The organism is Janthinobacterium sp. 1L-D-8-B-C4, from assembly GCF_057291295.1.
Genome location: NZ_JBXAVX010000004.1, coordinates 161,995 through 187,271 on the forward strand (window position 1 = coordinate 161,995; position 25,277 = coordinate 187,271).

Below are 25,277 nucleotides of genomic sequence, written 5' to 3' on the forward strand. Positions count from 1 at the left end.
TCGGGAGAGGTATCAACAACACTCGGTCAGGCTGGCCGCACCGCTTGTGGCAGCACGGAGGCCTTCGCCTTGCCCAGCAACCCCAGCACCACCTGCAGCGCCATCGCCACCGCGCCGACGATGAATACCACATCGCCGAAAGTACGCACCCAGCGCAGGTTTTGCAGCAGCGGCTGCTGCATGAATTGCTCGCTGCGCGCATACCACAGGCCTTCGGTCACGCTGGCGTGGAACTGGATGATGCCGATCGGTAGCAGACTGGTAAAGATCATCAGCACCAGGCCCACGTTCAGGCCCCAGAAGGCCGTCATCATCAGCGACTTGCTGAACTGATAATCAGGCCGCAGATAGCGCAGCACCAGCAGGGTAAAGCCCAGCGCCAGGAAACCGTACACGCCGAACAGCGCCGCATGGGCATGCACGGGCGTGGTGTTCAGGCCCTGGATGTAGTACAGCGCCATCGGCGGGTTGATCATGAAGCCGAAGACGCCCGCGCCCAGCATGTTCCAGAACGCCACCGCGACAAAGCACATCAGGGGCCAGCGCAGGTTTTCCATCCAGGCGGCGCGGTCTTTCAGGCGCCAGTTTTCCCACGCTTCATGCCCCAGCACGATCAGCGGCACCACTTCGAGCGCGCTGAAGCTGGCGCCGATCGCCATCACCGGGGTGGTGGTGCCGGCAAAGTACAGATGGTGGAAAGTACCCGGTATGCCACCCAGCATGAACAGCGAGGCCGACGCCAGGCTGGCGGCGGTGGCCATGCGCACCGACACCAGGCCCAGGGTCGAAAAGATAAAGGCCAGCGCGGTGGTGGCGAATACTTCGAAGAAGCCCTCTACCCACAGATGCACCACCCACCAGCGCCAGTACTCCATCACCGACAAGTGCGTGCGCTCGCCGTAGAACAGGCCGGCGCCGTAAAACAGGCCAATCGCGCCCACCGAGGCGGTCAGCAGCGCCAGCAGATTCTTGTCGCCGCCTTTTACCAGCAGCGCCGGCACCACGCCGCGCAGCATCAGCGCCAGCCACAGCAGGATGCCGATGTATTTGCCGATCTGCCACAGGCGGCCCAGGTCCACGTATTCATAACCCTGGTGGCCGAGCCAGAAATTCCACTCGGGCGGCATCACCTGGGCGATCGCCAGGTAGTTGCCGATGAAGGAGCCGACGACAACCAGCACCAGCGCCCAGAACAGCACGTCAACGCCAGCGCGCTGCCATTTGGGATCCTTGCCGCCATTGATCAGGGGCGCCAGGAACAGGCCGGCGGCCAGGAAACCGGTGGCGATCCAGAACAGCGCCGCCTGGATATGCCAGGTGCGCGTCAGCGCATACGGGAACCAGCGCGACACGTCGATGCCATAAAAAGTTTGTCCTTCCACCGTGTAGTGGGCCGTAAAGCCGCCGATAAACACCTGGAAGATGAACAGGGCAACGACCAGGAACAGGTATTTGCCCAGCCCGCGCTGGGAAGGTGTCAGGGCAAATGTGGTCAATGGGTCGCGCGCGCCCGGAGCCGGCAGCGGCTCGTCATGATCTCGCAGGAAGGCCCAGCCCCATACCAGGAAGCCGACGCCGGCCAGCAGCACTACCACGCTGGCCACCGACCAGACCACGTTCTCGCCGCTGGGGTGATTGCCGATCAAGGGTTCGTGCGGCCAATTGTTGGTGTAGGTGACGTCATGGCCGGGGCGCTCGGTGGCGGCGGCCCAGGCGGTCCAGAAGAAGAACTGCGTCATCTGGCGGCGCCGCTCGCTGCTCGGCAGGGTGTTTTCCTTCATCGCGTAGTGCTCGCGGCTGGTGCGCAGTGCGGGCGCGTCCGAGAACAACTGGTCATAGTAGCCGGCGGTGATGCGGATCGCCTCGACCCGGCGCGCCGACAGATGCAGCTCCTGCGCCGCATCGACGCCATTGCCACGGTATTCCTGCTTCAACGCTTCGCGCAGCGCCGCCTGCGCCGGGCCGTCCAGCGCGGCGTAGGCCTTGCCTTGCTGGTCCTGCGCGGCCAGTTCCAGCCAGGCCATCAGTTCGCGGTGCAGCCAGTCGGCCGTCCAGTCGGGCGCCTGGTAGGCGCCGTGGCCCCAGATGGAACCGAGCTGCATGCCGCCCACCGATTGCCAGGCCGTCTGGCCGTCGAGGATGCCCTCGCGGTCGAACAGCAGTTTGCCTCCCGGCGCGGTGACCTGCGCAGGTATCGGCGGCGCCTGCCGGTACACTTCGGTGCCGTAATAACCGAGCAGCGAAAAGGTCACGATCAGCACGCCGATCAAAGTGAACCATAGTTTTTTATATTGACCCATCTTGGTCTTTCTTCGTCAATGCACCATGGCCGGCGCAAAGCGCTCGAACAGGATGTTGTTTTCAGTGTGGATATGCGCCATCAGGTCTTCGCGGAAGGTGCGCAATCCCGTGTACAGCGCGCGCCAGGTGGTGCAGGCACCGCCTGGCGCCACGATGCCGTTCGTCAGCTGCTCGATCGCGCGCAGCGCCACGCCATGCTCGTCGTGTTCCATGCGCATCACGCTGATCGGCCCGCCCGCCATCGCGCCATGGCCGCTGGTGATCATCGGGAACAGCACGTTTTCCTCCTTGCGCATATGGCTTTCCAGCTCTTGCGCCATGCTTGACAACTGGTCGGCCAGGCCGTGCGGGCAGTCGGCCCGCTCGCCATGCACCTGCTCGACCTTGCGCGCCAGGCGTATCAGTTCGGGCAGCTGCTCGCGGTGCACGGCGTGGTAGCGCGCCAGCACGTGCGCCACCAGTTCGCCGGCCGTCGCATGCTGCCACTCGCCTTCGCCCGAGGCGTCGGCGCGCGACTGCAGCACCTGCAACTCGTCGACGATGGGCTGCGTGTCGATGCCGGCAGCGGCCGCCGCCGCACGCAAGGTCTGGTTGCCGCCGCAGCAGAAATCGAGATGGTGGGCGTCGAACAGGCGCGTCGCGCCCGGAATGCGGCGGGCCAACTGGCCCAGGGACTGGTCGATGAAATCCATGCTTACTCCTTGAAATTAGGGTGATTTATTGGTGGGCACCGGCGTGGAATACGCCCGGTACCGGTTCGCCCGTGACTTCCAGCACGCCGACGGCGCCCTTGCCCGCGCGCGACAGCGCATGGTCGACCAGCAGATAGCTGCCCGGATGCTGGACTTTCAGTTCGACGATGGTTGCGCCGCCTGGCGCGACCAGCGTGGTCTGCACATCGTGTTTGGGGCTGCTGATCGAGCCTTCGCTATAGACCTTGTCGAAGATCTCGCCGATGATGTGGAACGATGAAATTTTGTTCGGGCCGCCGACGCCAAAGTAGATGCGCACGGTCTCGCCGACTTTCGCCTGCAGCTTGTGGGTCTTGCTGAGCGCGCCCACTTCGCCATTGAAGACGTAGTAGTCGGGCAGCTCGTTGGCCATTTTTTCCAGGTTCGCTTCCTGGTGCACCGGCGCGCCATGCGGACGGCCCGTGTACATTTCGCCCTGCATCACGTAGTACTCGCGGTCGACTTTCGACAGGCCGCCTTCCGGTTCCACCAGGATCATGCCGTACATGCCGGCCGCGATATGCTGCGGCACCAGGGGCGTGGCGCAGTGGTACACATACAGGCCGGGGTTGAGCGCCTTGAAGGTGACGGTTTTTTCCTGGCCCGGCGCGACCTGGGTATGCTGGCCGCCGCCATGGCCGCCGGTCACCGCATGCAGGTCGATCGAATGGATCATCTTGCTGTCGGCGGCGTTGAACAGGGTCAGCTCCACCGTGTCGCCCACCTTCGCGCGCAGCATGGGGCCGGGCACTTGCCGGTTGAAGGTCCAGTAGGTAAACGTGGTGCCATCGTCTAACTTGCCGGGCAGTTCCACCGTCTCCATGCGGTACTTGAGCAGCTGCGGCGCGCGCGCGCCGATGGCGGCGGGCACCTGCGCCGGATTGGCCGCCACGCTGACGGCCGCAGGGTCCGGTCCGCGCATCGGCGACGGCGCCGGGGTGTACAGCGCCAGCGCGGCCGAGCTGGCGTCGCTGCCGGTATTGGCAGCCGGTGCCGCTTCTGCCAGGGTCGGCCCGCTGACCTGCAATTTGCCTTCCATGCCGATCTGGCGATGGCCGGGGATCGAGCAGTAATAGGTAAAGCTGCCGGCTTTTGTCACCTTGAAGCGCAGGGAGACCTTGCCGCTGCTGGCGCTGAACTTGGCGGAAGACACATTCAGCTCCGGGATCACCAGGTCATGCTCGGCACCCTCGCCGCTTTTCAATACCAGCTCGATGGTGTCGCCCGTATTGGCCGTCAACAGCGGGTTGACCTGGCCCTTGGCATCGACAAACACCATCTTGCCGTCGACGATATTGGTTTGCAGTTCATGGCGGCGGATGGCCGGCGCGGTGGACGCTGTGGCTTTGGCGGCAGGCGCCGCGGCGGTGGCGGCCAGCGCCGGCGCATCGATGAACAGCAGGCACAGGGCGGCGGCGATGGTGGCGAGGGGGAGAGACGGTTTCATGAGGCTATCCTTGTTCTTGTATGCCGAGTTGGCAGTTGTAATAACGCAACTCGCATGCCAGGAAAAAGCCGTTTCAAATCAAGGATTTGAAAAACACAGGGTCATGATGACCCTGCCAGACAGGGTAGCGCGTACCCTCCATGGTCATCATGACCATTACCACTACCCATCTTCTTTTACTGACCGACCTGGTGGCCGACCTGCCGGTGGCGGTGCGCCTGCAGCGCCTGGTCGTCAGCCTGCGCGCCCACTTCGGCTGCGGCGCAGTAGCCCTGTTGAAACTCGACGGCGAGCATCTGCGGCCGGTGGCCATGGACGGCCTGGTCAGCGATACCCTGGGCCGCCGCTTCCTGGTCCAGGACCATCCGCGCCTGGCAACCATCCTGCGCCGGCGCGGCGTGACCTGCTTCCACCACGACAGTGCCATGCCCGACCCTTATGATGGCTTGATCGCCGAGCGCCCGGGCGAGCCGCTGCCGGTGCACGACTGCATGGGCATGGCGCTGCACCTGGAAGGAGAACGCTGGGGCGTGGTGACTCTGGACGCGCTGCAGGTCGGTGCTTTTGACAGCCAGGCGCAGCGCGAGCTGGGCGAACTGGCGTGCGCCATCGAAGCGGCCGTGCGCGTGACGCGGCTGGAAGCGGAAATCCGCGCCCTGCGCGTGTCCGGCGCCGCCGCCCAGGCGCACGCCAACGCCGCTACGCCACGCGAGGACAGCGATTTCCTGGGCCAGAGCGAGGCCATCACCCAGCTGCTGCATGAACTCGAAGTCGTCGCCGACTCGGAACTGCCGGTGCTGCTGCTGGGCGAGACGGGCGTCGGCAAGGAATTGTGCGCGCACCGGCTGCACCGGCTGTCGCGCAGGGCTGGCAAGCCGCTGGTGCATGTCAATTGCGCGGCCTTGCCCGAGTCGCTGGCCGAAAGCGAGTTGTTCGGCCATGCGCGCGGTGCGTTCTCGGGCGCCGTCAGCGACCGGCCGGGCCGCTTCGAAGCGGCCGAAGGCGGCACGCTATTTTTGGATGAAGTGGGCGAATTGCCGCTGTCGATACAGGCCAAGCTGCTGCGCACCCTGCAAAACGGCGAGATCCAGCGCCTGGGCGCCGACCAGCCGCGCAGGGTGAACGTGCGCGTGATCGCCGCCACCAACCGCAGCCTGCGCGACCATGTGCGCGACGGGACGTTTCGCGCCGACCTGTATCACCGGCTGTCGGTGTATCCGGTGCCGATCCCGCCGCTGCGCGAACGGGGCCACGATGTGCTGCTCTTGGCCGGGCGCTTCCTGGAACTGAACCGGGCGCGCCTGGGCCTGCGCAGCCTGCGGCTGTCAAACGCCGCCGAAGACGCGCTGCGCCACTACCGCTGGCCCGGCAATGTGCGTGAACTGGAACATGTGATCAGTCGCGCCGCGCTGAAAGCGGTGATACGGGGCGCGGACCGCAAGCAGATCATGACACTGGAGCCGGACATGCTGGATCTGGACGGCGTCGAGATGCCTGGCGGCGCAAATGACGCACCACCGCCGCCGCAGTCACACGACCAGCAGGCCACCATGCAGCAGATCGTCGAAGCGAGCCAGCGCCAGGCGATCCGCCAGGCGTTAAGCCAGCATCAGGGCAACTGGGCCGCCAGCGCGCGCCAGCTGGGGCTGGACGCAAGCAATCTGCACAAATTGGCGAAGCGGGTCGGGCTGAAACCTTAACGGCGCAGCACCAGGCTTTTCGGCAGGCTGTGGAAATAGGCCGCCAGGTCCTTGATATCCTGGTTGCTCAGCGGCTTGACCTGGCCTGTCATGATGGCGTTGTTGCGGCCATTGGGTGCGTCGCCGCGCTTGTAGGCGGTCAGCGCATGTTCCAGGTAATCGCGGTGCTGGCCGGCCAGCTTGGGATAGGAAGGGTCGATCGGCGAGGCGTAATCCTTGCCGTGGCAGGTGGCGCAGCTGTATTTTTCAGCCAGGACCTTGCCCGTATTGATATTGCCGGCGGCCATGGCCGCACAGGAGACTACCGAGCACAACAGGGCGGCGAGTATTCTTTTCATCTGGCTGGTCCTCAGTTGGGCTTGGCTTGTTGCGAATAATAGGCCGCAACGTCGGCGATATCCTGGTCCGACAGGCTGGCGGCGATGCCCTTCATGGTGGGGTGCTTGCGGTCGCCCTTCTGGTACGCTTTGAGCGCATTTTCGATATATTTGGCGGGTTGCCCGCCTATCATCGGCACCTGGAAGACTTCAGGAAAAGTGGCTTTGTAGCCGGGGATGCCGTGGCATCCGATACACATTTCCACCTTGGCTGTCCCGGCCTTGGCGTTTCCTACGATGTCAGCTGCCGTGACGACATTGGATATGCCGGCAAGCAAGAGAAGTGCAATTATTTTTTTCATATTGGCACAGAGTGAACAAAGGTAATCGGAGAAACGCAAAGGCTGGTTTTTGTTGATCTTATATGTTGACAATTAAGCTGGTAGTTGCCGATTCTAACCAAGATATTCTTGCAAGTCCACCTGCATGACCGGCTTGTGCGCGTACCGCGACAGGAGCGTGGCGTGGCGGCGCGCCACGGTTCTGTTTATACTCGGTCTTTCCCTATTTTGGCAGGATCGCTCATGCAAGCACAGCACCCACAGCAAGGCCACCGCTTCGAAGGCTCCGACAACTACGTCGCCACCGCCGACCTGAAACTGGCCGTGAATGCGGCATTGACCCTGCAGCGCCCATTGCTGATCAAGGGCGAGCCTGGCACCGGCAAGACCATGCTGGCCGAGGAAGTGGCGGCCGCGCTGGACATGCCCCTGATGCAGTGGCATATCAAGTCGACCACCAAGGCCCAGCAGGGCCTGTACGAATACGACGCCGTGTCGCGCCTGCGCGACTCGCAGCTGGGCGACGAGCGCGTGCGCGATATCCAGAACTACATCGTCAAGGGCGTGCTGTGGCAGGCGTTTACGGCGCCCGAGCCGGTGGTGCTGTTGATCGACGAGATCGACAAGGCCGATATCGAATTCCCCAACGACTTGCTGCGCGAACTCGACCGCATGGAATTCTATGTCTATGAAACGCGCGAGATGGTCAGGGCGCTGCACCGCCCGCTCGTCATCATCACCTCGAACAACGAGAAGGAACTGCCCGACGCCTTTTTGCGCCGCTGCTTTTTCCATTACATCAAATTCCCCGACAAGGACACGATGGAGCAGATCGTCGCCGTCCATTACCCGAACCTGAAACAGGAATTGCTGGCGCAGGCGCTGCAGACCTTTTACGCCGTACGCGACGTGCCGGGCCTGAAAAAGAAACCTTCGACCTCGGAGTTTCTCGACTGGCTCAAACTGCTGCTGGCCGAAGACATTCCGGTCGAAGCCCTGCGCAGCAGCGACAACAAGACGGTGGTGCCGCCGCTGCACGGCGCGCTGCTGAAAAACGAGCAGGACGTGAGCCTGTTCGAGCGCCTGATGTTCATGTCGCGCACCAACCGCTAAGGAGCGCCGGTGAACCCTATCGCTCCCGTCAGCCTTGAATTGAACGGCATCCGCCTCGAACCGCTGGCGCCGCACCACGCCGAAGGCCTGCGCGCGGCGGCTGCCGACGGCCAGCTGTGGCAGTTGCGCGTCACCTCGGTGCCCGAACCGGACCAGGTGGAACAATACATCTTCAAGGCGATTGAAATGCGCCCGTCGCGCTTTGCCTTTGCGGTCATCGATTGCGCCAGCGGCGAAGTGCTGGGCACCACCAGCTACCACGACGTGCTGCCCGAGGTGGGCCGGGTGGAAATCGGCTATACCTGGTACGCCAAACGCTGCCAGCGCAGCCATGTCAATACCACCTGCAAATTGCTGCTGCTGACGCACGCCTTCGATACCCTCGCTTGCGCGCTGGTTGGCCTGCGCACCGACAACTTCAACCACGCTTCGCAGGCCGCCATCGAGCGCCTGGGCGCGAAAAAAGATGGCGTGCTGCGCAACCATGCGCTGCGGCGCGACGGCACCGTGCGCGACACCGTCATGTACAGCATCACGCGCGGCGAATGGCCGGAAATTGCCGCCCACCTGCGCTACAAGCTGGCGCAACGGCCCATCGTGGCGCTACCCCGCTCAGGAGAGGCGCCATGCTGATCGACTTCTTTTTCACGCTCAAGGATGCGAAGATTCCCGTCTCGATCAAGGAATTCCTGACGCTTCTGGAGGCGCTGCAAAAGAACGTGATCGACGCCTCGATGGACGATTTTTACTATTTGTCGCGCCTGACGCTGGTCAAGGACGAAGCGCATTTCGACAAGTTCGACCGCGCCTTTGCGCAGTACTTCAAGGGCATCAATGCCGCCTTTGACACGAATGCGGCGATTCCGCTCGACTGGCTGTTGCAGCGCATGCAGCGCGAGCTGACCGATGAACAGAAGGCCCAGCTGGAAAAATTCGGCTACGACAAGCTGATGGACCGCCTCAATGAACTGCTGAAGGAACAGAAGGAACGCCACGAAGGCGGCAGCAAGTGGATCGGCACCGGCGGCACCTCGCCGTTCGGCAATGGCGGCACCAATCCGGAAGGCATCCGCATCGGCGGCAAGGGCGGCAACCGCACGGCGGTGAAGGTATGGGAAGCGCGCAGCTACAAGGATTACGACGGCGAGCGCGAACTGGGCACGCGCAACCTGAAAGTGGCATTGCGGCGCCTGCGCAAATTCGCGCGCGAAGGCGCCCAGGACGAACTGGCGCTCGACGCGACCATCGCCGCCACCGCCAACAACGCGGGCTACCTCGACATCCGCATGCGCGCCGAGCGCAAGAACCGCATCAAGGTGCTGATGCTGTTCGACGTGGGCGGCAGCATGGACGACCATATCGAACGCACCGAGGAACTGTTCTCGGCAGCAAAAACCGAATTCAAGAACATGGAGTTTTATTACTTCCATAACTGCGTCTACGACTATCTGTGGAAGAACAACCGGCGCCGCAACGCCGAGCGTTTTCCTACCTGGGACGTGCTGCGCAAATACCCGGCCGATACCAAGCTGATCTTTGTCGGCGACGCCACCATGAGCCCGTATGAAATCCTGCATCCGGGTGGCTCGGTCGAGTACAACAACGAGGAAGCGGGATCGACCTGGCTGGCCCGCTTCACGGCAGCGTTCCCGAAATTCATCTGGCTCAATCCCGAGCAGGAAGGCCTGTGGCAATACCGCCAGTCGATCGGCGTGATGCGCCAGTTGATGAATGACCGCATGTTCCCGCTGTCGATCGATGGCCTGGAACGGGGCATGCGACTGCTCAGTAAGTAACAGCGCATAACGAAAAGTCCATGGCGGCAGCAGGCCGCCATGCCGTACACTGCTGCACGACACCAACTGGCGGGCAAGTTCCCGCCCCCTGCAGCACCCCGTGCACGGCCGCCATGGCCGGTGCACCGTTCGATTGCGTACAGCGTGCGTGCGCCCTGCTCCGGTAGAATCGGCGCATCAGGAAGCACGCAACAGCGCCCCCGCAACAATTGCATTACCGCTGCACCATATGTGCTTGCCGCGCCAGCGATGAAGCTGCCGGCCGGTGCGGCGCTACTACAAAGGAATCAGCATGCAAAGTCTTCTCGCTATCGCCGCCGACCTGTCCTGGCCGTTCGCCATCACGCTGGCCTGGGTCATCGGCGAATTCGGCCACCGCTGGACGGGCCTGCCGCGCATCAGCTTTTATGGCGTGATCGGCTTTATCCTGGCCCAGGCGCAAGTCGGCATCCTGCCGCAAACCGACGCCGGCCCGATGCTGGTGCTGGCCGACGTGGCCTTCGGCCTGATCCTGTTCGAGGTCGGCTACCGCATCAATTTGCGCTGGCTGAAGAACAACCCGTGGATCGCCGTGGCCGGCCTGGTCGAAGCACTGGGCACGTTTGGCATCGTGTATTTCATCGCCCTTGAATTCGATACCTCGCGCATGACGGCGCTGCTGCTGGCCTCGCTGTCGATGTCGACCTCGCCGGCCACCATCATGCGCGTGATCAATGAGGAACGCAGCTCGGGCCAGGTGACCGAACGGCTGGTGCACCTGACAGCGCTCAACTGCGTGCTGGCGGTGTTCACGTTCAATATCATCGTCGGCTTCTGGATGTTCCACAGTTCGACCGACCTGATCGAAGCGACCAGCAGCAGCGCCGCCGTGCTGGCCGCGTCGGTGGCCGCCGGCACCGTGTTCGGCATCATCGTGCCGGCCATGCTGCGCCGCCTGGGCAATATGGCGCAGGACGCCACCGTGGCGTTTGCCTTATCGGTAATGCTGCTGGTGGCCCTGACCTACACCACCAGCCTGTCGCCGCTGCTGGCCACCCTCACCTTCGGCCTGGTGGCGCGCCACCGCCGCGTGGCCTTCAGCCAGGCGCAGCGCAATTTCGGCGCGCTGGGCGAACTGTTGACGGTGCTGCTGTTCGTGTACGCCGCCTCGACCCTGGAATGGTCCAGCGTAACGGCCGGCGCGGCGCTGGCCGGCGCCGTGATCGCCGGCCGCCTGCTAACCAAGGTGGTGGGCGTGGCCGCGTTTTCGCACGTCAGCGGCATCTCCTGGCGCAAGGGCATTCTGACCGGCGTGGCGCTCACGCCCGTGTCGGTGTTTATCATCCTGCTGCTGGAACACGCGCGCCAGCTGGGCGTGAATTTTGGCGACGAACTGAACGCGCTGGCTGCCATCGCGCTGATGCTCGAACTGGTCGGCCCGGTGCTGGTGCAGCGCGTGCTGATGCTGGCAAAAGAAACCCATGAAATCAAGGAGCGCTAAATGCCGCTGGAACCCTTTGGCCAATCGGCCGCGCTGACCTTCGGCGTCGAACTCGAACTGCAACTGGTGAACCTGTCGGACTACGACCTGACGGCGGCCAGCCCCGACCTGCTGCATTTGCTGGGCAAGAAGCCGTTTCCCGGCAATGTGACGCCGGAAATCACCGAGAGCATGATCGAGATTAATTCGAGCGTGCACACGCACCATGAACCACTGCTGGCGCAGTTGCAGGAAATCCGCGACACATTGATTGCCGCCGGCGACAAGCTCAATATCGGCATCGCCGGCGGCGGCACCCACCCGTTCCAGCAATGGTCGTCGCAAAAGATCTTTTCCAAGGCGCGCTTCCAGGAGATCTCGGAACTGTACGGCTACCTGGCCAAGCAGTTCACCATCTTCGGCCAGCACGTGCATATCGGCTGTGCCTCGGGCGACGACGCCATGTTTTTGCTGCACTCGCTGAACCGCTATATCCCCCACTTTATCGCCCTGTCGGCGTCTTCGCCGTATGTGCAGGGGCGCGACACCCTGTTCGATTCGGCGCGCCTGAACTCCGTGTTTGCGTTTCCGATGAGCGGCCGCGCACCGTTCACCCTCAGCTGGGACCAGTTCTCGAACGAGTATTTCGCCAAGATGGAAAATACGGGCATCATCAAGAGCATGAAGGATTTTTACTGGGATATCCGTCCCAAGCCGGAATTCGGCACCATCGAACTGCGCGTGTGCGACACGCCGCTGACGGTGGAACGGGCCGCCGCGCTGGCCGCCTATCTGCAGGCGCTGTGCCGCTACCTGCTCGAACGCAAGGAAGTGCCGCCGGTGGAAGACGATTACCTGGTCTACAACTACAACCGCTTCCAGGCCTGCCGCTTCGGCCTGGACGGCGCCATCACGCACCCGAAAACCTACGAAACCATGTCGCTGCGCGAAGACATCATGACCACCCTGCGCAAGATGGAGCCGCACGGCGAAGCGCTGGGCAGCACGCAGGCGCTGAAGCACCTGTCCGACGTGGCCAAGCAGTGGAGCGACGCGCAGTATCTGCGCAAGCAGCGCAACCTGCAGGGCAGCGCGGAGGGCATGGTTGATTCGGCGATCAGGTGTTTTCGGGGCGAGCCGATGAATTATTGATCAGAACAGCGCCAGCGCCCACGCTGGCGGCTGCAATTCCTTGGCCAGCGGCGCATACGCGGCGTCGAAACGCGACGCCAGCAGATACACATTGGCCGCGCCCGTGCGATCCCAGTTGCCCGTAAAACCTTTCTGGCCGGCGGCCACGCGTTTGCGGTCGAACGGCACGGCGCTTTTTGCAAACTCCACGTGCGTCTGTTTGCCTTGCGCGTACGGCGCCAGCCAGGCCAGCGCTTCCTGTAGTCGCCGCGCTTCGGGCGCTCCATACCAGTCGTCGCCATGGTTTTTCGCCATTAAAGCGGCGGTCAGCAAGGGCTCCAGGCTGTAGGTGGTGTAATGCAGGGCGTCGCGCTGTTCGAAGTCGAACGGCACGCCGCCTTCGCCTATATTGCGCGGTACATGAGACATAAAGCGCTGTTTCGCGCGCGCGATCAAGGCCGCGTCCCCGGTCAGGTAGCTTGCGGCAGTGCCGATCTTGATGCGGTGGCTATGCCAGTTATTGCGCGCCGTCGATGGGCCGCCGACCTTGATCGGGTCACTGAGATAACCAGTGGCCAGGGTGCGGCAGAATGCCTGCAACTGCTCGCGTTCGCTGGTACTCAAGCGCTCCTGGATCAGGTCCACGCCCATCAGCATGCTGGCCAGTTCCGTCTCGTCGACGGGGCTGAACGAGGGCTGGTAGCTGCGGCTCCAGGCCAGCGCCAGCTTGCGCGCATTGTCGAGATAAGCCGGCTCGCCCGACAGCCGCCACGCCAGCGCCTGCAGCCGTGCCTGGCGCCAGTCTTCCTGCGCCTGCTGGCTCTCCTTGCGCCCGCCTTCGCCATCGAGCAGGCCGCCGGTACGCACTTCCTCCATCATGTGTACCGGCCGGTCCACCGCCTTTTGCGCCGCGCGCACCACTTGCGCGGCGATCGTGGCCGGCACCTGCGCTTTCAGCGCAGCTGCACGTGGTTGCGATGTCAGCGCAAATGGCAGCGCCTCCCTGGCCGGTTTCGCAGCACGCACGCCGGCCAACGGCAGGGCCAACAGGCCGGCCAGCACTGTGCGACGGGTAATCAAAAGCGGGTCTCCCGCGCCGCGCGCAGGAAGTTATCGAGGATCGGCGTGCAATCGAGCAGCTCGACGCCGCCGGCCGAATGGAACTCCGGGTGCCACTGCAGCCCCATCACGAAACGCGCGCGCTGGTAGCGGATCGCCTCGACGATATTGTCGCCATGCGAATACGCTTCCACGCTGATATCGCGCCCCAGGTCCTTCACCGACTGGTGGTGGATCGAATTGACCAGCGCCTCGCCCGCTTTCGGAAACAAGCCGGCCAGGGTCGAGCCTTTCGGGAACACGATGGTATGACGATGGCGATCGTACAGGTCATTCACATGCGACGAAGCGCCCTCCACGTCCGAGGCAATATCCTGGTACAAAGTGCCGCCAAAGCCCACGTTGATCAGCTGGCAGCCGCGGCAGATGCCCAGCACAGGTTTGCCCGCATCGACGAATTCATGCAGCAGTTCCAGCTCATACAGGTCACGCGCGCGGTCGCCGCTCCATTCGGGGCGGGTGGCCGCTTCCGAATAGGTCTGCGGCGACACGTCCGCGCCACCCTGCAGCACCAGCCCATCGAGGTGGCGCGCATAGTGGCGCAGGGTGATATTGCTGGGATGCAGCAGGCCGTTGGTATTGACGGTCGGGATCATGAACACCAGCACATCGCGCGACATCACCCACTGCGCGATCGACTCTTCCAGGTACTGCAGATTCTTGCTGCGCAGGCCGGTGGCGCCCGGCTCGGGATGGAAAATGCGCGCCGAAATACCGATGCGCAAAGTGCGCCGCATGAAGTCGCGCCCCGCCTTGTCGCGCATCGACCGGTAGCGCGAGGTCAGCACGCGCCAGGCCAGCGCAAACGGCGTGTCGTTGTCCTTCAGGTAGCGCGGCGTCGGCTCGCGCGAACGGCGGTCGCGTTCATCGGCGTCGGGAGCACGGCCGACGCGGTCGGGCCGCGTGGGTGGCACGGCAGCTTGCGCCGCAGGCTCGGCCGCAGGCGGGCTGGCAGAAACTATGGGGGGATCTTTTTCGTCTGGCATGGCGTGACTTGCTGGATGGCGGAGACGGTTTCAATATAAACCTCCGTTCCCGACAGCACGATTCGATTTTGTAACAAAAACATACGCATGCCCCGCATGCGGGCCAAAAACGCAACACCTGGGCCATGCGCACATGGCCGTGACTGCCAGAAAATACGCCGCGTTTACGCCAGCGATCACGCTTTTTAGGCCATCTTTACATCGCCGCTGCTAACCTCGATTGCATCTCAACCACCGCTGCAAAGCACCCTCGCCATGGACACGTCCTTACGCCAACCCACCTTCCTTATCCATATCACGGTCGATAAAGACTGCCTGTCGGCGCTGCGCCAGCTGGTGTTCAAGACTTGCGGCGCGATGCTGTCGTTCATGCGCGTCGTGGCGGTCGATCATGCCGAGCGCATGCGAGTCGATCTGTGCGTGACCGAGCCGGCGCTGCGCCTGACGATGGATGCGGTAATGCGCTGGATGCCGGCGGCGGAGTTTGGCCGCATTTGCCAGGATCATCCACGCCACGGTGGTGCGCGATGAATCAGTACGCGTGCGAACACGCGATGTCCTGCGAGCGCATCACGGCCCACTTCCAGGGCGTCTGGGTGCCGATGGTCACGCCGTTTCGCGATGGCGCGATCGACTTCGACGCCGCCCAGCAGCTCGCTGGCGAACTGGCGAATAGCGGCGTCGATGGCCTGGTGGTGTGCGGCACCACCGGCGAAGCGGCCATGCTGAGCCAGGCCGAACAGGGCATGCTGTTGGATAGCGTGCTGGAAGCAGTCGGCCCCCGCTTCCCTGTCGTGATGGGCGTCGGCGGCAGCGACACGCGCGCCGTCACGGCCGCCGTGCAGCGCTATCACGACCATCCGCTGGCCGGCCTGCTGATCTCGGCGCCGGCCTATGTGCGGCCATCGCAGGAAGGCATCGTGCGCCACTTCCAGGCGATTGCCGCCGCTACCGACCACTCCATCGTGCTGTACAACGTGCCGGCCCGCACTGGCGTGCACATCACGACGGCGACGGCGGCGCTGCTGGCGCGCGACTCGCACTTTGTCGCCATCAAGGAAGCGGGCGGGCAGCTCGACCAGTTCGGCCAGCTGCTGCGCGACACCCATCTCGATGTGCTGTGCGGCGACGATGCGCTGCTGCTGGCCAGCCTGGCGATGGGCGCGCATGGCGCCATGTCGGCCGCCGCCCAGGTGCGCCCCGACCTGTATGCGCAGTTATTCGCACTGGTAAAATCGAACGACCACGCGGCCGCAGGCACCCTGTTCAAGACCATGCTGCCTGCGATACGGCTGCTGTTCGCCGAACCGAATCCCGGCCCCATCAAGGCGGCGCTGGCGATGCAGGGCAAACTGCGCGACGAGCTGCGCCTGCCGATGACACCGATGTCCGGCGCCGGCCAGGAAAAGCTGGCGCTGGCGCTGGAAGCGATGCTGGCGCTGCCGCGTTGGCAGGCGGGGCAAGTGCTACGCCAGGCGTAACACCTGCCCGATGGACTGTCGTGTTTAAAACACCTTGCTGACCGTCAAAATCAACGCGGTCTTGCCCATGAATTTGCCATTCACGGGCGAGGCGTAGGCTGTCTTGCCGGCATTGGTGCCGATCACGGCCAGCGCGCCGGTGACTACGCCAAAGTCGCGCGTCACGCCCACTTTCCAGTCCGTATAGCTGGCCGCATCGTTGTTCTTCACCTTCTGGTGGCCCGCGTGCAGGTTGCCGGTCCAGCCATTCGGCAGGTCGACATTCGCGCCGATATCGAGGTAGCCGCTGTTCTTGCTGTTGACGATGCCGAACAGGTTCGACACTGCGTGCGAATACTTGATGTACGCCGGTCCGTATGACAGCTGGCCGTAGAGTTCCTGGGTGTCCGCGTCGGCAAAGCCGGCCACATGTTTCAAGCCGTTGTCGGCATACACATAGGCCAGCACGCCAACGTCGTAGCCGATATCGTCATTGACCTGGCCGCGCTTGCCCGCATACAGGTCCACTTCCACGTCGCCGCTGCCGCCCGCGTCTTTCGTCCACTTGATGGTCGAGGCCCAGGCGCCCGCATACAGGCCAGTGGGGTTGTTGACATAGTCGGCACCGCCCTGCAGTGCCGGCTTCAGGCGCGTTTGCGAGATGCCGCGGTAGCGGTAGTCCGACACGCCGGCAACGTTAAAGCTGACTTCATTGTCCGGTTTCGCTTCCTGTGCGTGGCTCAGGCCGGAGGCAAAGGTAGCAAAGGTGGCGGCGATGGCAAATACGATTTTGTTCATGGTAGGTACTTCTCATTGGTGGTTGGGCCTTTGCCGGGATGGCGCAGCTGGCCCCTTGCTGCAAAATTTTTGGGTAAAGCGCTCCCCTGGCGCGCGCGGCGCCTGTTTTCAAACCAGGGAGAGTCGTGTTCTAGAGCGGCAGCAGCAACCTGTAGCCGACGGCGGTTTCCGTCAGCAGGTACTGCGGCTGGGCCGGATCGGCTTCGAGCTTCTGGCGCAGGTGGCCCATGTAGATGCGCAGGTAGTGGCCGTTTTCCAGGTTTGACGGCCCCCACACTTCGCGCAGCAGTTGTGGGTTGGTGACCACCCTGCCGGCGTTTTTCACCAGCACCGACAGCAGGCGGAACTCGGTCGGCGTTACATGCACCATTTGCTTGTCGCGCATCACCAGGCGGTTCTGCACATCGACCGTGACGTCGCCGAAGCGCACCACGCCATCGTCAAGCGCGGCTGGCTGGCGCTGGCGGCGCAAGGTGGCGCGCACGCGGGCCAGCAGTTCGCCCACGCCGAACGGCTTTGTCAGGTAATCGTCGGCGCCGGCGTCGAGCGCGCGGATTTTTTCGTCTTCGCCGACGCGCGCCGACAGCACGATCACGGGCACGGCCGACCATTTGCGCAGGTCGCCGAGAAAATCGATGCCGTCGCCGTCGGGCAGGCCCAGGTCCAGTACGACCAGATCCGGGCGGCGCGTGCCGGCGTCGATCAGGCCGCGCTGCAAGGTGGCCGATTCGTGCACCAGCCAGCCTTCGGCTTCCAGCGCCGCGCGCACGAAGCGGCGGATCTGCGGTTCATCCTCGACCAGCAGGGCGGTGGGGGAATTGACAACAGCTTCATTCATGATCGTTTCCAGGTTCTATCAAATCAAGCTCCTCGGGCAGCGCCGGAGGCGTGCCCAATGGCAGCGTCAAGACAATGGCCGCGCCGCGCGCGGGCACAGGCACTTGCGCGGCAATCGTGCCGCCGTGCGCTTCGACGATGGCGCGGCAGATTGCCAGCCCCAGGCCCACGCCGGGCAGGTTCGACTCGCGCTCGCCGCGCGTGAATTTTTCAAAGATCGCTTCTTCGCGCCCTGGCGGCAGGCCGGGCCCGTCGTCCGCCACGGTCACCTGCAGCCACTGGCCATGCACGCCGGCGGCTATCGTGATGGTGCTGCCGTCCGGCGTGTACTTGGCGGCGTTTTCCAGCAGGTTGCACAGCACGCGCTCGATCAGCACGGCGTCATAGCGCACCAGTGGCAGGCCGGGCGCGAGCTGCGTGCGCAGCTGGTGACCGGCCAGTTGCGGGGCGCTTGCGCGCAGCGAACTGCCGACCACCTCTTCCAGCGCCTGCCATTGCAGGTTCAGTCGCACATGGCCGCTTTCGATGCGCGCCATGTCAAGCAGGTTCGCCACCAGGGCGCTCATGCGCACCGTCTCGGACTGCAGGGAGCGCGCCATTTCCAGCTGCGCGCTGGACAGGGCCGGGCTGGAGCGCGCCAGCGATTCGGCCAGGCCCACCAGCGAGGTCAATGGCGTGCGCAGGTCGTGCGACAGCGCCGCCAGCAGCGAATTGCGCAGCCGTTCCGATTCCATCTGCACCAGCGCGCCCTGCGCCACGTCGATATAGTGCACGCGCTCCAGGGCAATCGCCGCCAGCGCGGCAAAGGTGTCGAGCTGCTGGCGCTGCTCCGGCACCAGCAGCCAGCGCCGGTGTTCGGGCGCATCCAGCGGCAGCAGCGCCAGCAGGCCGCGCGTGCGCATCGGCGCGATCAGCGGCAGGTAGAAAATATCGGAGCCGGGCAAGGTGTCGGTGCCGGTGCCGGCCGCCTGTGCACGGTCGAAGGCCCACTGCGCGATGCCCAGGTCCAATTGGCCGGGCTCAGGCGGCGCCTGCAGGCGGCCTTCGTCATCGGGCAGCAGCAAGGTGGCACGGGCGCGAAATGCGCGTTCGATGGCGCGCCGCGTGATATCGAAAATCTGTTCGGTCTGCAGCACGCCGGACAGTTCGCGCGAAAATTCGTACAGGGCGCGGGCACGCGCTTCGCGGTGCGTGGCAACCCGCGCCTGGAAGCGCAGGCCGGCCGTCAGGCGCCCCGTGATCAGGCCGACGGCCAGCATCACGCCAAACGTGATCACATATTGAAAGTCGCCGACGGCAAACGAAAAACGCGGTGGGACAAACGCAAAATCAAACGTGGCCACGCCCAGCAGGCTGGCCAGCGCGGCCGGCCCGCGGCCCAGCCGCACGGCCACCAGCACCACCGTCAGCAGGGACAGCATGGCAATATTGGCCAGGTCGATATACGGCAGCAGCGGCACCGAGACCAGCGAAGTGGCCAGGCTGGCAGCGGTGGCCAGCAGATAGCGCCAGGCGCGCCCCGGCCGGGGAATGCGCACGTCGTCCATCGTCTTGCGTGGCGCGGCGTCAAGCGCCGGCTGGCCCACTTCGATCAGGTCGATATCGGGCGCCAGGCCGGCAATGCGCGCGGCGCTGGCCGCATGCCAGAGCTGCGCCAGCGGCCCGCCCTGGCGTCGTCCCATCACCAGCTTGGCGATATTGGCGCTGCGCGCATGGTCGACGATGGCGCCGGCGATATCGCTGGCCGCGACGATGGCAGTGCGCGCGCCCAGGTCCTGCGCCAGTTTCAAGGTGTTCAAAATGCGTTCGCGCTCGCGCGCCGGCAGGCGCTGCAAACGCGGCGTTTCCACATACAGCGCATGCCATTCGGCGTTCAGCTGGCCGGCAAGGCGCGCCGCGCTGCGCACCACCTGTTCGCTGCCGGCATGCGGCCCCACGCAGGCCAGGAGCGCCGCACCCGTCTTCCAGACCGGGTTGATCGACTTTTCCAGTCGGTAGGCCTGCACATCGTCCTGCACCCGGTCTGCGGTGCGGCGCAGCGCCAGCTCGCGCAGGGCGATCAGATTGCCCTTGCGGAAAAAATGCTGCGACGCGCGCTGCGCCTGCTGCGGCTGGTAAACCTTGCCCGCTTTCAGGCGCAGCAGCAGTTCGTCGGCCGGGATATCGACCAGCACCACTTCGTCGGCGCGGTCAAAGACGGTATCGGGCAAGGTCTCGGCCACGCGCACGCCGGTGATGCCCCCGACCACGTCGTTCAGGCTTTCCAGGTGCTGCACGTTGACGGTGGTAAGCACGTCGATGCCGGCCGCCAGCAGTTCCTCGACATCCTGCCAGCGCTTCGGGTGGCGCGAACCGGCCACGTTCGAGTGCGCCAGTTCGTCGATCAGGATGACGGCGGGCATGCGCAGCAGCGCCGCGTCGAGGTCAAATTCGGCGAGCGACTTGTCGCGGTGGATCACCACCTTCATCGGCAGCTGCGGCAAGCCCTCCAGCATGGCCGCCGTCTCCTGGCGGCCATGCGTTTCCACCACGCCCACCAGCATGTCGACGCCTTCGGCCAGCAGCTTGCGCGCGGCAGCCAGCATGGCATATGTCTTGCCAACGCCGGCCGAGGCGCCGAAATAGATGCGCAGGCGGCCACGCGTGGCTTTGTGTTCCTGTGCCTGGACCTGGGCCAGCAGGGCGTCGGGGTCGGGGCGTTGGTCGTTGGAGGGCATGGGTGTCTTTTAAAATCAAACCGGACCCAAGGCAAAACCTGGGGTCGGATCCTGAGGGTCCGACCCCGGCACTCGCCGTTGGGTTAAAAAATCAACTTCATCTTACTTCTGCATTGTATCGAGCGCCAGATTCAGTTCCAGCACATTCACGCGCGCTTCGCCGAAAAAGCCGATATACGCGGTTTTCTGCGCCTTGGCGATGGCGTTTTCCACCTGCGCCAAAGGCAGGCTGCGCACGCGGGCCACGCGCGGCGCCTGGTAGAGGGCGGCGGCCAGGCTGATTTCCGGGTCCAGGCCACTGCCGGACGCCGTCACCAGGTCGACCGGAATCGCGCGCTGGTTATCGGGGTCAAGCTCCTTCAGGGCGGCGATGCGCGATTTGACGGCGTCGACGAGAGCCGGGTTGGTCGGCCCCTGGTTCGAGCCACCCGAGCCGGCGCCGTTATTGGCCATCGGCGCGGTGGCCGACGGACGGCCCCAGAAGTATTTCGGCGACGTGAACGACTGGCCGATCAGGGTCGAGCCAATGGGCCGCCCTTCCCGCTCGACGATGCTGCCCGCCGTTTCATGCGGGAAGACTATCTTGCCGATGCCGGCCGTGGCCAGCGGATAGGCGACGCCGCAAATCACGGTCAGCGCGGCAAACAGGACCAGGGCGGGACGTACGATGGTGTTCATGATGATCCTTTAAATGAAGTTCAGTGCCGACAGCACCATGTCGATCAGCTTGATGCCGATAAACGGCAGCACGATGCCGCCCAGGCCATACACCAGCAGATTGCGGCGCAGCAGGCTGGCCGCGCCGATGGCGCGGTACTGCACGCCCTTCAAGGCCAGCGGGATCAGCACGACGATGATCAGCGCATTGAAGATCACGGCCGACATGATGGCCGAAGCCGGGCTGGCCAGGTGCATGATGTCGAGCGCCTTCAGTTGCGGATAGGTGCCGACAAAGGCCGCCGGGATGATGGCGAAGTACTTGGCGATATCGTTCGAGATCGAAAAGGTGGTGAGCGAGCCGCGCGTCATCAGCATCTGCTTGCCGATTTCAACGATTTCCAGCAGTTTGGTCGGGTTCGAGTCGAGATCGACCATATTGCCCGCCTCTTTCGCCGCCTGCGTGCCCGAATTCATGGCCACAGCCACGTCGGCCTGGGCCAATGCCGGCGCGTCGTTGGTACCGTCGCCCGTCATCGCCACCAGGCGACCATCGGACTGGTAGCTGCGGATCAGTTTCAGCTTGTCTTCCGGCGTCGCCTCGGCCAGGAAATCGTCCACGCCCGCTTCGGCTGCAATCGCTGCCGCCGTCAGCTTGTTGTCGCCGGTGATCATCACCGTCTTGATGCCCATGCGGCGCAGTTCGGCAAAACGCTCCTTGATGCTGCCCTTGACGATATCCTTCAGTTCCACCACGCCCATCACGCGGCCCGCGTCGACCACCACCAGCGGCGTGCTGCCGCGGCGCGCGATATCGTCGACCGCGCGCGCCACTTCCGCCGGATACGGCTGGCCCAGCGCTTCCACGTATTTTTTCACGGAGTCGGCTGCGCCCTTGCGCACTTGCCTTGCGCCGATGTCGACGCCGCTCATGCGCGTTTGCGCCGTGAAGGGAACAAACGTCGCGTTCAGGCTGCCCATCTCGCGTTCGCGGATATTGAACTGCTGCTTGGCCAGCACCACGATGCTGCGCCCTTCCGGCGTTTCGTCAGCCAATGACGCCAGCTGCGCCGCATCGGCCAGTTGCTGTTCCGTCACACCGGGCGCCGCGACAAAACTCGACGCCTGGCGGTTGCCCAGGGTGATGGTGCCGGTTTTATCGAGCAGCAGCACGTCGACGTCGCCGGCCGCTTCCACTGCGCGGCCCGAAGTGGCGATCACATTGGCCTGCATCATGCGGCTCATGCCAGCCACGCCGATGGCCGACAACAAGCCGCCGATGGTGGTCGGAATCAAACACACCAGCAGCGCGATCAGCACCGTGATGGTGACCGGCGTGCCGCTGCCGGCCGCCGCTACCGCGAACAGCGAGTAGGGCAACAGCGTGACGGTGACGATCAAAAACACGATCGACAGCGCCACCAGCAGAATCGTCAAGGCGATTTCATTGGGCGTCTTCTGGCGCTTGGCGCCTTCGACCATGGCGATCATGCGGTCGATAAAGGCTTCGCCAGGATTGACGGACACTTGCACCAGCAGCCAGTCCGACAGCACGCGGGTGCCGCCGGTGACCGCTGAAAAGTCGCCGCCCGACTCGCGGATCACGGGCGCCGATTCACCGGTGATCGCGCTTTCGTCGACCGAGGCCACGCCGGCCGTCACTTCGCCGTCGGCGGGTATCACATCGCCGGCTTCGACCAGCACCGTCATGCCTTTGCGCAGGTCGGTGGCCGGGGTCGGCAGCCACGAGGTGCCGTATTTGGGCACCTGCATTTTCTTGGCCATCACGGTCTGCTTGAGGGCGCGCAGCGAGGCTGCCTGCGCCTTGCTGCGTCCTTCGGCCAGCGCTTCGGCAAAGTTCGCAAACAGCACGGTGAACCACAGCCACACGGATATGGCCGCGATAAAGCCAAACGGCGCTTCACCTTTGCCGTTCAGGGCCTGGATCGCCAGCAGGGTGGTGATGATGCTGCCCACGTAGACGACAAACATCACGGGGCTGCGCCACTGCGTGCGCGGGTCGAGTTTCTTGAAGGCGTCGCCGATGGCGGGCAGCAGCAAGGCAGGGTCGAACAGGGTTAATGTCTTGGTTTTCATGGGATGGCGGTAAAGAGTTGCAAGTGTTCGATAACGGGGCCCAGGGCCAGCGCAGGAACGTAGTTCAGTACACCCACCAGTATCACCACGCCCACCAGCAGGCCGATGAACATGGGGCCATGCGTGGGCATGGTGCCGGCGTTGGCCGATAAACGCTGCTTGGCGGCCAGCGAACCGGCCACCGCCAGCACCGGCACGATCACGGCAAAGCGGCCAAACCACATGGCGATCGCCAGCATCACGTTATAGAAAGGCGTATTGGCCGACAGCCCCGCAAATGCGCTGCCGTTGTTGTTGGCGGCCGACGTAAAGGCGTACAGGATTTCCGAAAAACCGTGCGCGCCCGGATTGGCTACGCCCACCGTGCCCGCTTCCAGCATGACGGCAATGGCCGTACCGACCAGCACCAGGGTTGGCGTGACCAGAATGGCCAGCGAAACCATCTTCATTTCATGCGCCTGGATTTTCTTGCCCAGGTATTCGGGCGTGCGCCCTATCATCAGGCCGGCGATAAAGACCGCCAGGATGGCAAACATCAGCATGCCGTACAAACCCGTGCCGACACCACCAAACACCACTTCGCCGAATTGCATCAGCAGCAGCGGCACCATGCCGCCCAAAGGCATGTACGAGTCATGCATGGAATTGACGGCGCCGCACGAGGCCGCAGTCGTCACGGCCGCAAACAGGGCGGACGAACTGATGCCGAAGCGCGTTTCCTTGCCTTCCATATTGCCGCCCGCCTGCAGGGTGCTTTGCTGCTGATCGACGCCCAGCGCCTGCAACGCCGGATTGGCCTGCTGCTCGGCCTGGAATACGCCGGCCGTCATGACGACAAAGATCAGCGTCATCGCGGCCAGTACGGCCCAGCCCTGGCGCATGTCGCCCACCATGCGGCCAAAGGTGAAGCACAGGCCGGCGGGAATGATGAAGATGGCCAGCATCTGCAGGAAATTCGACATGAACGTGGGGTTTTCATACGGATGGGCCGAATTGGCATTGAAAAAGCCGCCGCCATTCGTGCCCAGCATCTTGATCGCTTCCTGCGAAGCGACCGGGCCCATGGCGATGGTCTGCGTGGCAGCCACTTGCGCTTCCATTACGGGCTTGCCGGCGGCATCGAGCACGGCCTGGCCGGCGGCGTCGACTTTCGGCGTTTCATAGTTCACCTGGTCAAGCAGGGTGACTTCCTTGTACGGCGAAAAATTCTGGATCACGCCTTCACCCATGAACACCACCGACAAGGCCAGCGACAGCGGCAGCAGGATGTACAAGGTCGAGCGCACCAGGTCGACCCAGAAATTGCCGATCGATTTGCTCGAGCGGGCCGAAAAGCCGCGCACCAGCGCAAAGATCACGGCGATGCCGGTGGCGGCCGAAAAGAAGTTCTGGCAGGCCATGCCAAGCATCTGCGTCAGGTAGCTCATGGTCTGCTCGCCCGAATAGCCCTGCCAGTTGGTATTGGCGACAAAGCTCACTGCCGTATTGAACGAGGAATCGGGGCTGACGCCTTGCATTGCCTGCGGGTTGAACGGCAAGAAGCCTTGCAGGCGCTGCAGGCCATAGACAAAAAAGGCGCCGATGGTATTGAACAACAGCAGGGCGATGGCGTAGTGCTTCCAGCCCATGGCGCGCTCGGCGCCGGCTTTCATGCCGGCCAGGCGGTAGAGCACATTTTCACCGCGTTGCAGCCAGCCCAGGCCGCGGATCGGCGCGTCGCCGGCCACCTTGGCCATGTACAGGCCCAGCGGATAACCCACCGCCAGCAGCACCGCAAGGAACAGCACCAGCAACAATATCGATTGCGTCGTCATTACAGCTCCTCCGCTTTCAACAGCGCCACCAGCAGATACACCAGCAGGCCGGCCGAGACCACGGCGCCCAGCACATAAAAGGCGTTCATTGCGCGCCCCCCGTGGTGTGACTCAATGCGTCGCAGGCGCTGGCAAAGCCGGCCACCACGACATAAAAGACGGCCATCAGGCCCAGGTATACGAGATCCATTCCCACCCTCATCAGGTTTATTTTTGATAGGGGGAAGCTTAGCCAGAAGGGCCTAAAAAATTCGTAAAGACTGGGGTGGGCGGTGTAAACAAACTGTAAAAATCACGCGCAACCATCAAGCCGGTACACGAACGGCGCACCATAGTTGCCAAGGAGTAGCGCCATTGCGCGCCGATCACGATAGAATGCGCGAGCGTCCGCACAAGGACGCCCGGCCCGCCGCAATGCGCTCCCCCAGTGACGCGAGGCGCGATATACTGTATATT

Annotated in this window: 22 protein-coding genes; 8 read left to right on the forward strand and 14 right to left on the reverse strand. The window is 63.8% G+C overall.

Translation table 11 applies throughout. The features are described 5' to 3' along the window. Window positions 1-26: 26 nt before the first annotated feature. Genes AC0Z42_RS09510 through nirK form a run of 3 tightly spaced genes read right to left on the reverse strand, consistent with a single transcriptional unit; the run spans window position 27 to window position 4,479 of the window. Window positions 27-2,300 carry a nitric-oxide reductase large subunit gene (locus AC0Z42_RS09510; RefSeq protein ID WP_485467980.1) on the reverse strand — a complete coding sequence of 758 codons (2,274 nt, stop codon included), beginning with the start codon at window positions 2,298-2,300 and terminating at the stop codon, window positions 27-29. Window positions 2,301-2,315: 15 nt separating this feature from the next. After that, window positions 2,316-2,993: an iron-sulfur cluster repair protein YtfE gene (ytfE, locus tag AC0Z42_RS09515; RefSeq protein ID WP_485467981.1), complete on the reverse strand. Its 678-nt coding sequence runs from the start codon at window positions 2,991-2,993 to the stop codon at window positions 2,316-2,318. A 25-nt stretch (window positions 2,994-3,018) separates the two neighbouring features. Further along, entirely contained in the window at window positions 3,019-4,479 is a 1,461-nt protein-coding gene (gene nirK / locus AC0Z42_RS09520) for a copper-containing nitrite reductase (RefSeq protein WP_485467982.1), read from the reverse strand. A 149-nt stretch (window positions 4,480-4,628) separates the two neighbouring features. Here nirK and norR point away from each other — a divergent pair, with 149 nt between their 5' ends. Continuing rightward, window positions 4,629-6,179, forward strand: a complete 1,551-nt coding sequence (gene norR / locus AC0Z42_RS09525; RefSeq protein WP_485467983.1) for a nitric oxide reductase transcriptional regulator NorR — start codon at window positions 4,629-4,631, stop codon at window positions 6,177-6,179. Here norR and AC0Z42_RS09530 read toward each other — a convergent pair. Further along, the gene (locus AC0Z42_RS09530; protein WP_485467984.1) at window positions 6,176-6,517 is read right to left on the reverse strand and encodes a c-type cytochrome; all 342 of its coding nucleotides are present in this window, start codon (window positions 6,515-6,517) and stop codon (window positions 6,176-6,178) included. The genes norR and AC0Z42_RS09530 overlap by 4 nt on opposite strands. Window positions 6,518-6,528: 11 nt before the next feature. Further along, on the reverse strand, window positions 6,529-6,858 hold the full coding sequence (locus tag AC0Z42_RS09535) for a c-type cytochrome (RefSeq protein WP_485467985.1): 330 nt from the start codon (window positions 6,856-6,858) through the stop codon (window positions 6,529-6,531). Window positions 6,859-7,080: 222 nt separating this feature from the next. On the opposite strand from AC0Z42_RS09535, the gene AC0Z42_RS09540 reads away from it, so the two are divergent. The 5 genes from AC0Z42_RS09540 (at window position 7,081) to AC0Z42_RS09560 (ending at window position 12,357) form a co-directional block, all read left to right on the forward strand. After that, window positions 7,081-7,950, forward strand: coding sequence for an AAA family ATPase (locus AC0Z42_RS09540; RefSeq protein ID WP_485467986.1), 870 nt, complete (start codon window positions 7,081-7,083; stop codon window positions 7,948-7,950). Window positions 7,951-7,959: 9 nt separating this feature from the next. Next, a complete protein-coding gene (locus AC0Z42_RS09545; protein WP_485467987.1) occupies window positions 7,960-8,583 on the forward strand; it encodes a GNAT family N-acetyltransferase in 624 nt (207 codons plus the stop codon). Next, the gene (locus tag AC0Z42_RS09550; RefSeq protein ID WP_485467988.1) at window positions 8,577-9,746 is read left to right on the forward strand and encodes a vWA domain-containing protein; all 1,170 of its coding nucleotides are present in this window, start codon (window positions 8,577-8,579) and stop codon (window positions 9,744-9,746) included. The genes AC0Z42_RS09545 and AC0Z42_RS09550 overlap by 7 nt, the downstream gene beginning before the upstream one ends. A gap of 292 nt (window positions 9,747-10,038) precedes the next feature. After that, window positions 10,039-11,226 (forward strand): cation:proton antiporter, encoded by a 1,188-nt coding sequence (locus tag AC0Z42_RS09555; protein WP_485467989.1) that lies wholly within the window; start codon window positions 10,039-10,041, stop codon window positions 11,224-11,226. Beyond that, window positions 11,227-12,357 (forward strand): YbdK family carboxylate-amine ligase, encoded by a 1,131-nt coding sequence (locus tag AC0Z42_RS09560; RefSeq protein ID WP_485467990.1) that lies wholly within the window; start codon window positions 11,227-11,229, stop codon window positions 12,355-12,357. On the opposite strand, the gene AC0Z42_RS09565 is transcribed toward AC0Z42_RS09560, so the two are convergent. Together AC0Z42_RS09565 and AC0Z42_RS09570 are read right to left on the reverse strand one after the other, a co-directional pair. Next, window positions 12,358-13,416 (reverse strand): alginate lyase family protein, encoded by a 1,059-nt coding sequence (locus AC0Z42_RS09565; protein WP_485467991.1) that lies wholly within the window; start codon window positions 13,414-13,416, stop codon window positions 12,358-12,360. Next, on the reverse strand, window positions 13,413-14,441 hold the full coding sequence (locus tag AC0Z42_RS09570) for a gamma-glutamyl-gamma-aminobutyrate hydrolase family protein (protein ID WP_485467992.1): 1,029 nt from the start codon (window positions 14,439-14,441) through the stop codon (window positions 13,413-13,415). Before AC0Z42_RS09570 ends, AC0Z42_RS09565 begins: the two co-directional genes overlap by 4 nt. A gap of 255 nt (window positions 14,442-14,696) precedes the next feature. On the opposite strand from AC0Z42_RS09570, the gene AC0Z42_RS09575 reads away from it, so the two are divergent. Further along, complete coding sequence (locus tag AC0Z42_RS09575; RefSeq protein WP_485467993.1) at window positions 14,697-14,972, forward strand: hypothetical protein; 276 nt, start codon at window positions 14,697-14,699, stop codon at window positions 14,970-14,972. Next, complete coding sequence (gene dapA, locus AC0Z42_RS09580; protein WP_485467994.1) at window positions 14,969-15,922, forward strand: 4-hydroxy-tetrahydrodipicolinate synthase; 954 nt, start codon at window positions 14,969-14,971, stop codon at window positions 15,920-15,922. Before AC0Z42_RS09575 ends, dapA begins: the two co-directional genes overlap by 4 nt. A 24-nt stretch (window positions 15,923-15,946) precedes the next feature. On the opposite strand, the gene AC0Z42_RS09585 is transcribed toward dapA, so the two are convergent. From AC0Z42_RS09585 to kdpF, 7 genes are all read right to left on the reverse strand, one after another. After that, window positions 15,947-16,699: a TorF family putative porin gene (locus tag AC0Z42_RS09585; protein ID WP_485467995.1), complete on the reverse strand. Its 753-nt coding sequence runs from the start codon at window positions 16,697-16,699 to the stop codon at window positions 15,947-15,949. Window positions 16,700-16,829: 130 nt separating this feature from the next. Further along, window positions 16,830-17,537 carry a two-component system response regulator KdpE gene (gene kdpE / locus AC0Z42_RS09590; RefSeq protein WP_485467996.1) on the reverse strand — a complete coding sequence of 236 codons (708 nt, stop codon included), beginning with the start codon at window positions 17,535-17,537 and terminating at the stop codon, window positions 16,830-16,832. Beyond that, window positions 17,530-20,253, reverse strand: a complete 2,724-nt coding sequence (locus AC0Z42_RS09595; protein WP_485467997.1) for a DUF4118 domain-containing protein — start codon at window positions 20,251-20,253, stop codon at window positions 17,530-17,532. The genes kdpE and AC0Z42_RS09595 overlap by 8 nt, the downstream gene beginning before the upstream one ends. A gap of 102 nt (window positions 20,254-20,355) precedes the next feature. Further along, on the reverse strand, window positions 20,356-20,931 hold the full coding sequence (kdpC, locus tag AC0Z42_RS09600; RefSeq protein WP_485467998.1) for a potassium-transporting ATPase subunit KdpC: 576 nt from the start codon (window positions 20,929-20,931) through the stop codon (window positions 20,356-20,358). 9 nt (window positions 20,932-20,940) lie between these two features. Continuing rightward, window positions 20,941-23,007 carry a potassium-transporting ATPase subunit KdpB gene (kdpB, locus tag AC0Z42_RS09605; protein WP_485467999.1) on the reverse strand — a complete coding sequence of 689 codons (2,067 nt, stop codon included), beginning with the start codon at window positions 23,005-23,007 and terminating at the stop codon, window positions 20,941-20,943. Further along, window positions 23,004-24,821, reverse strand: coding sequence for a potassium-transporting ATPase subunit KdpA (gene kdpA, locus AC0Z42_RS09610; protein WP_485468000.1), 1,818 nt, complete (start codon window positions 24,819-24,821; stop codon window positions 23,004-23,006). The genes kdpB and kdpA overlap by 4 nt, the downstream gene beginning before the upstream one ends. Then, on the reverse strand, window positions 24,821-24,910 hold the full coding sequence (gene kdpF, locus AC0Z42_RS09615) for a K(+)-transporting ATPase subunit F (RefSeq protein ID WP_034746483.1): 90 nt from the start codon (window positions 24,908-24,910) through the stop codon (window positions 24,821-24,823). Before kdpF ends, kdpA begins: the two co-directional genes overlap by 1 nt. Window positions 24,911-25,277: the final 367 nt, after the last annotated feature.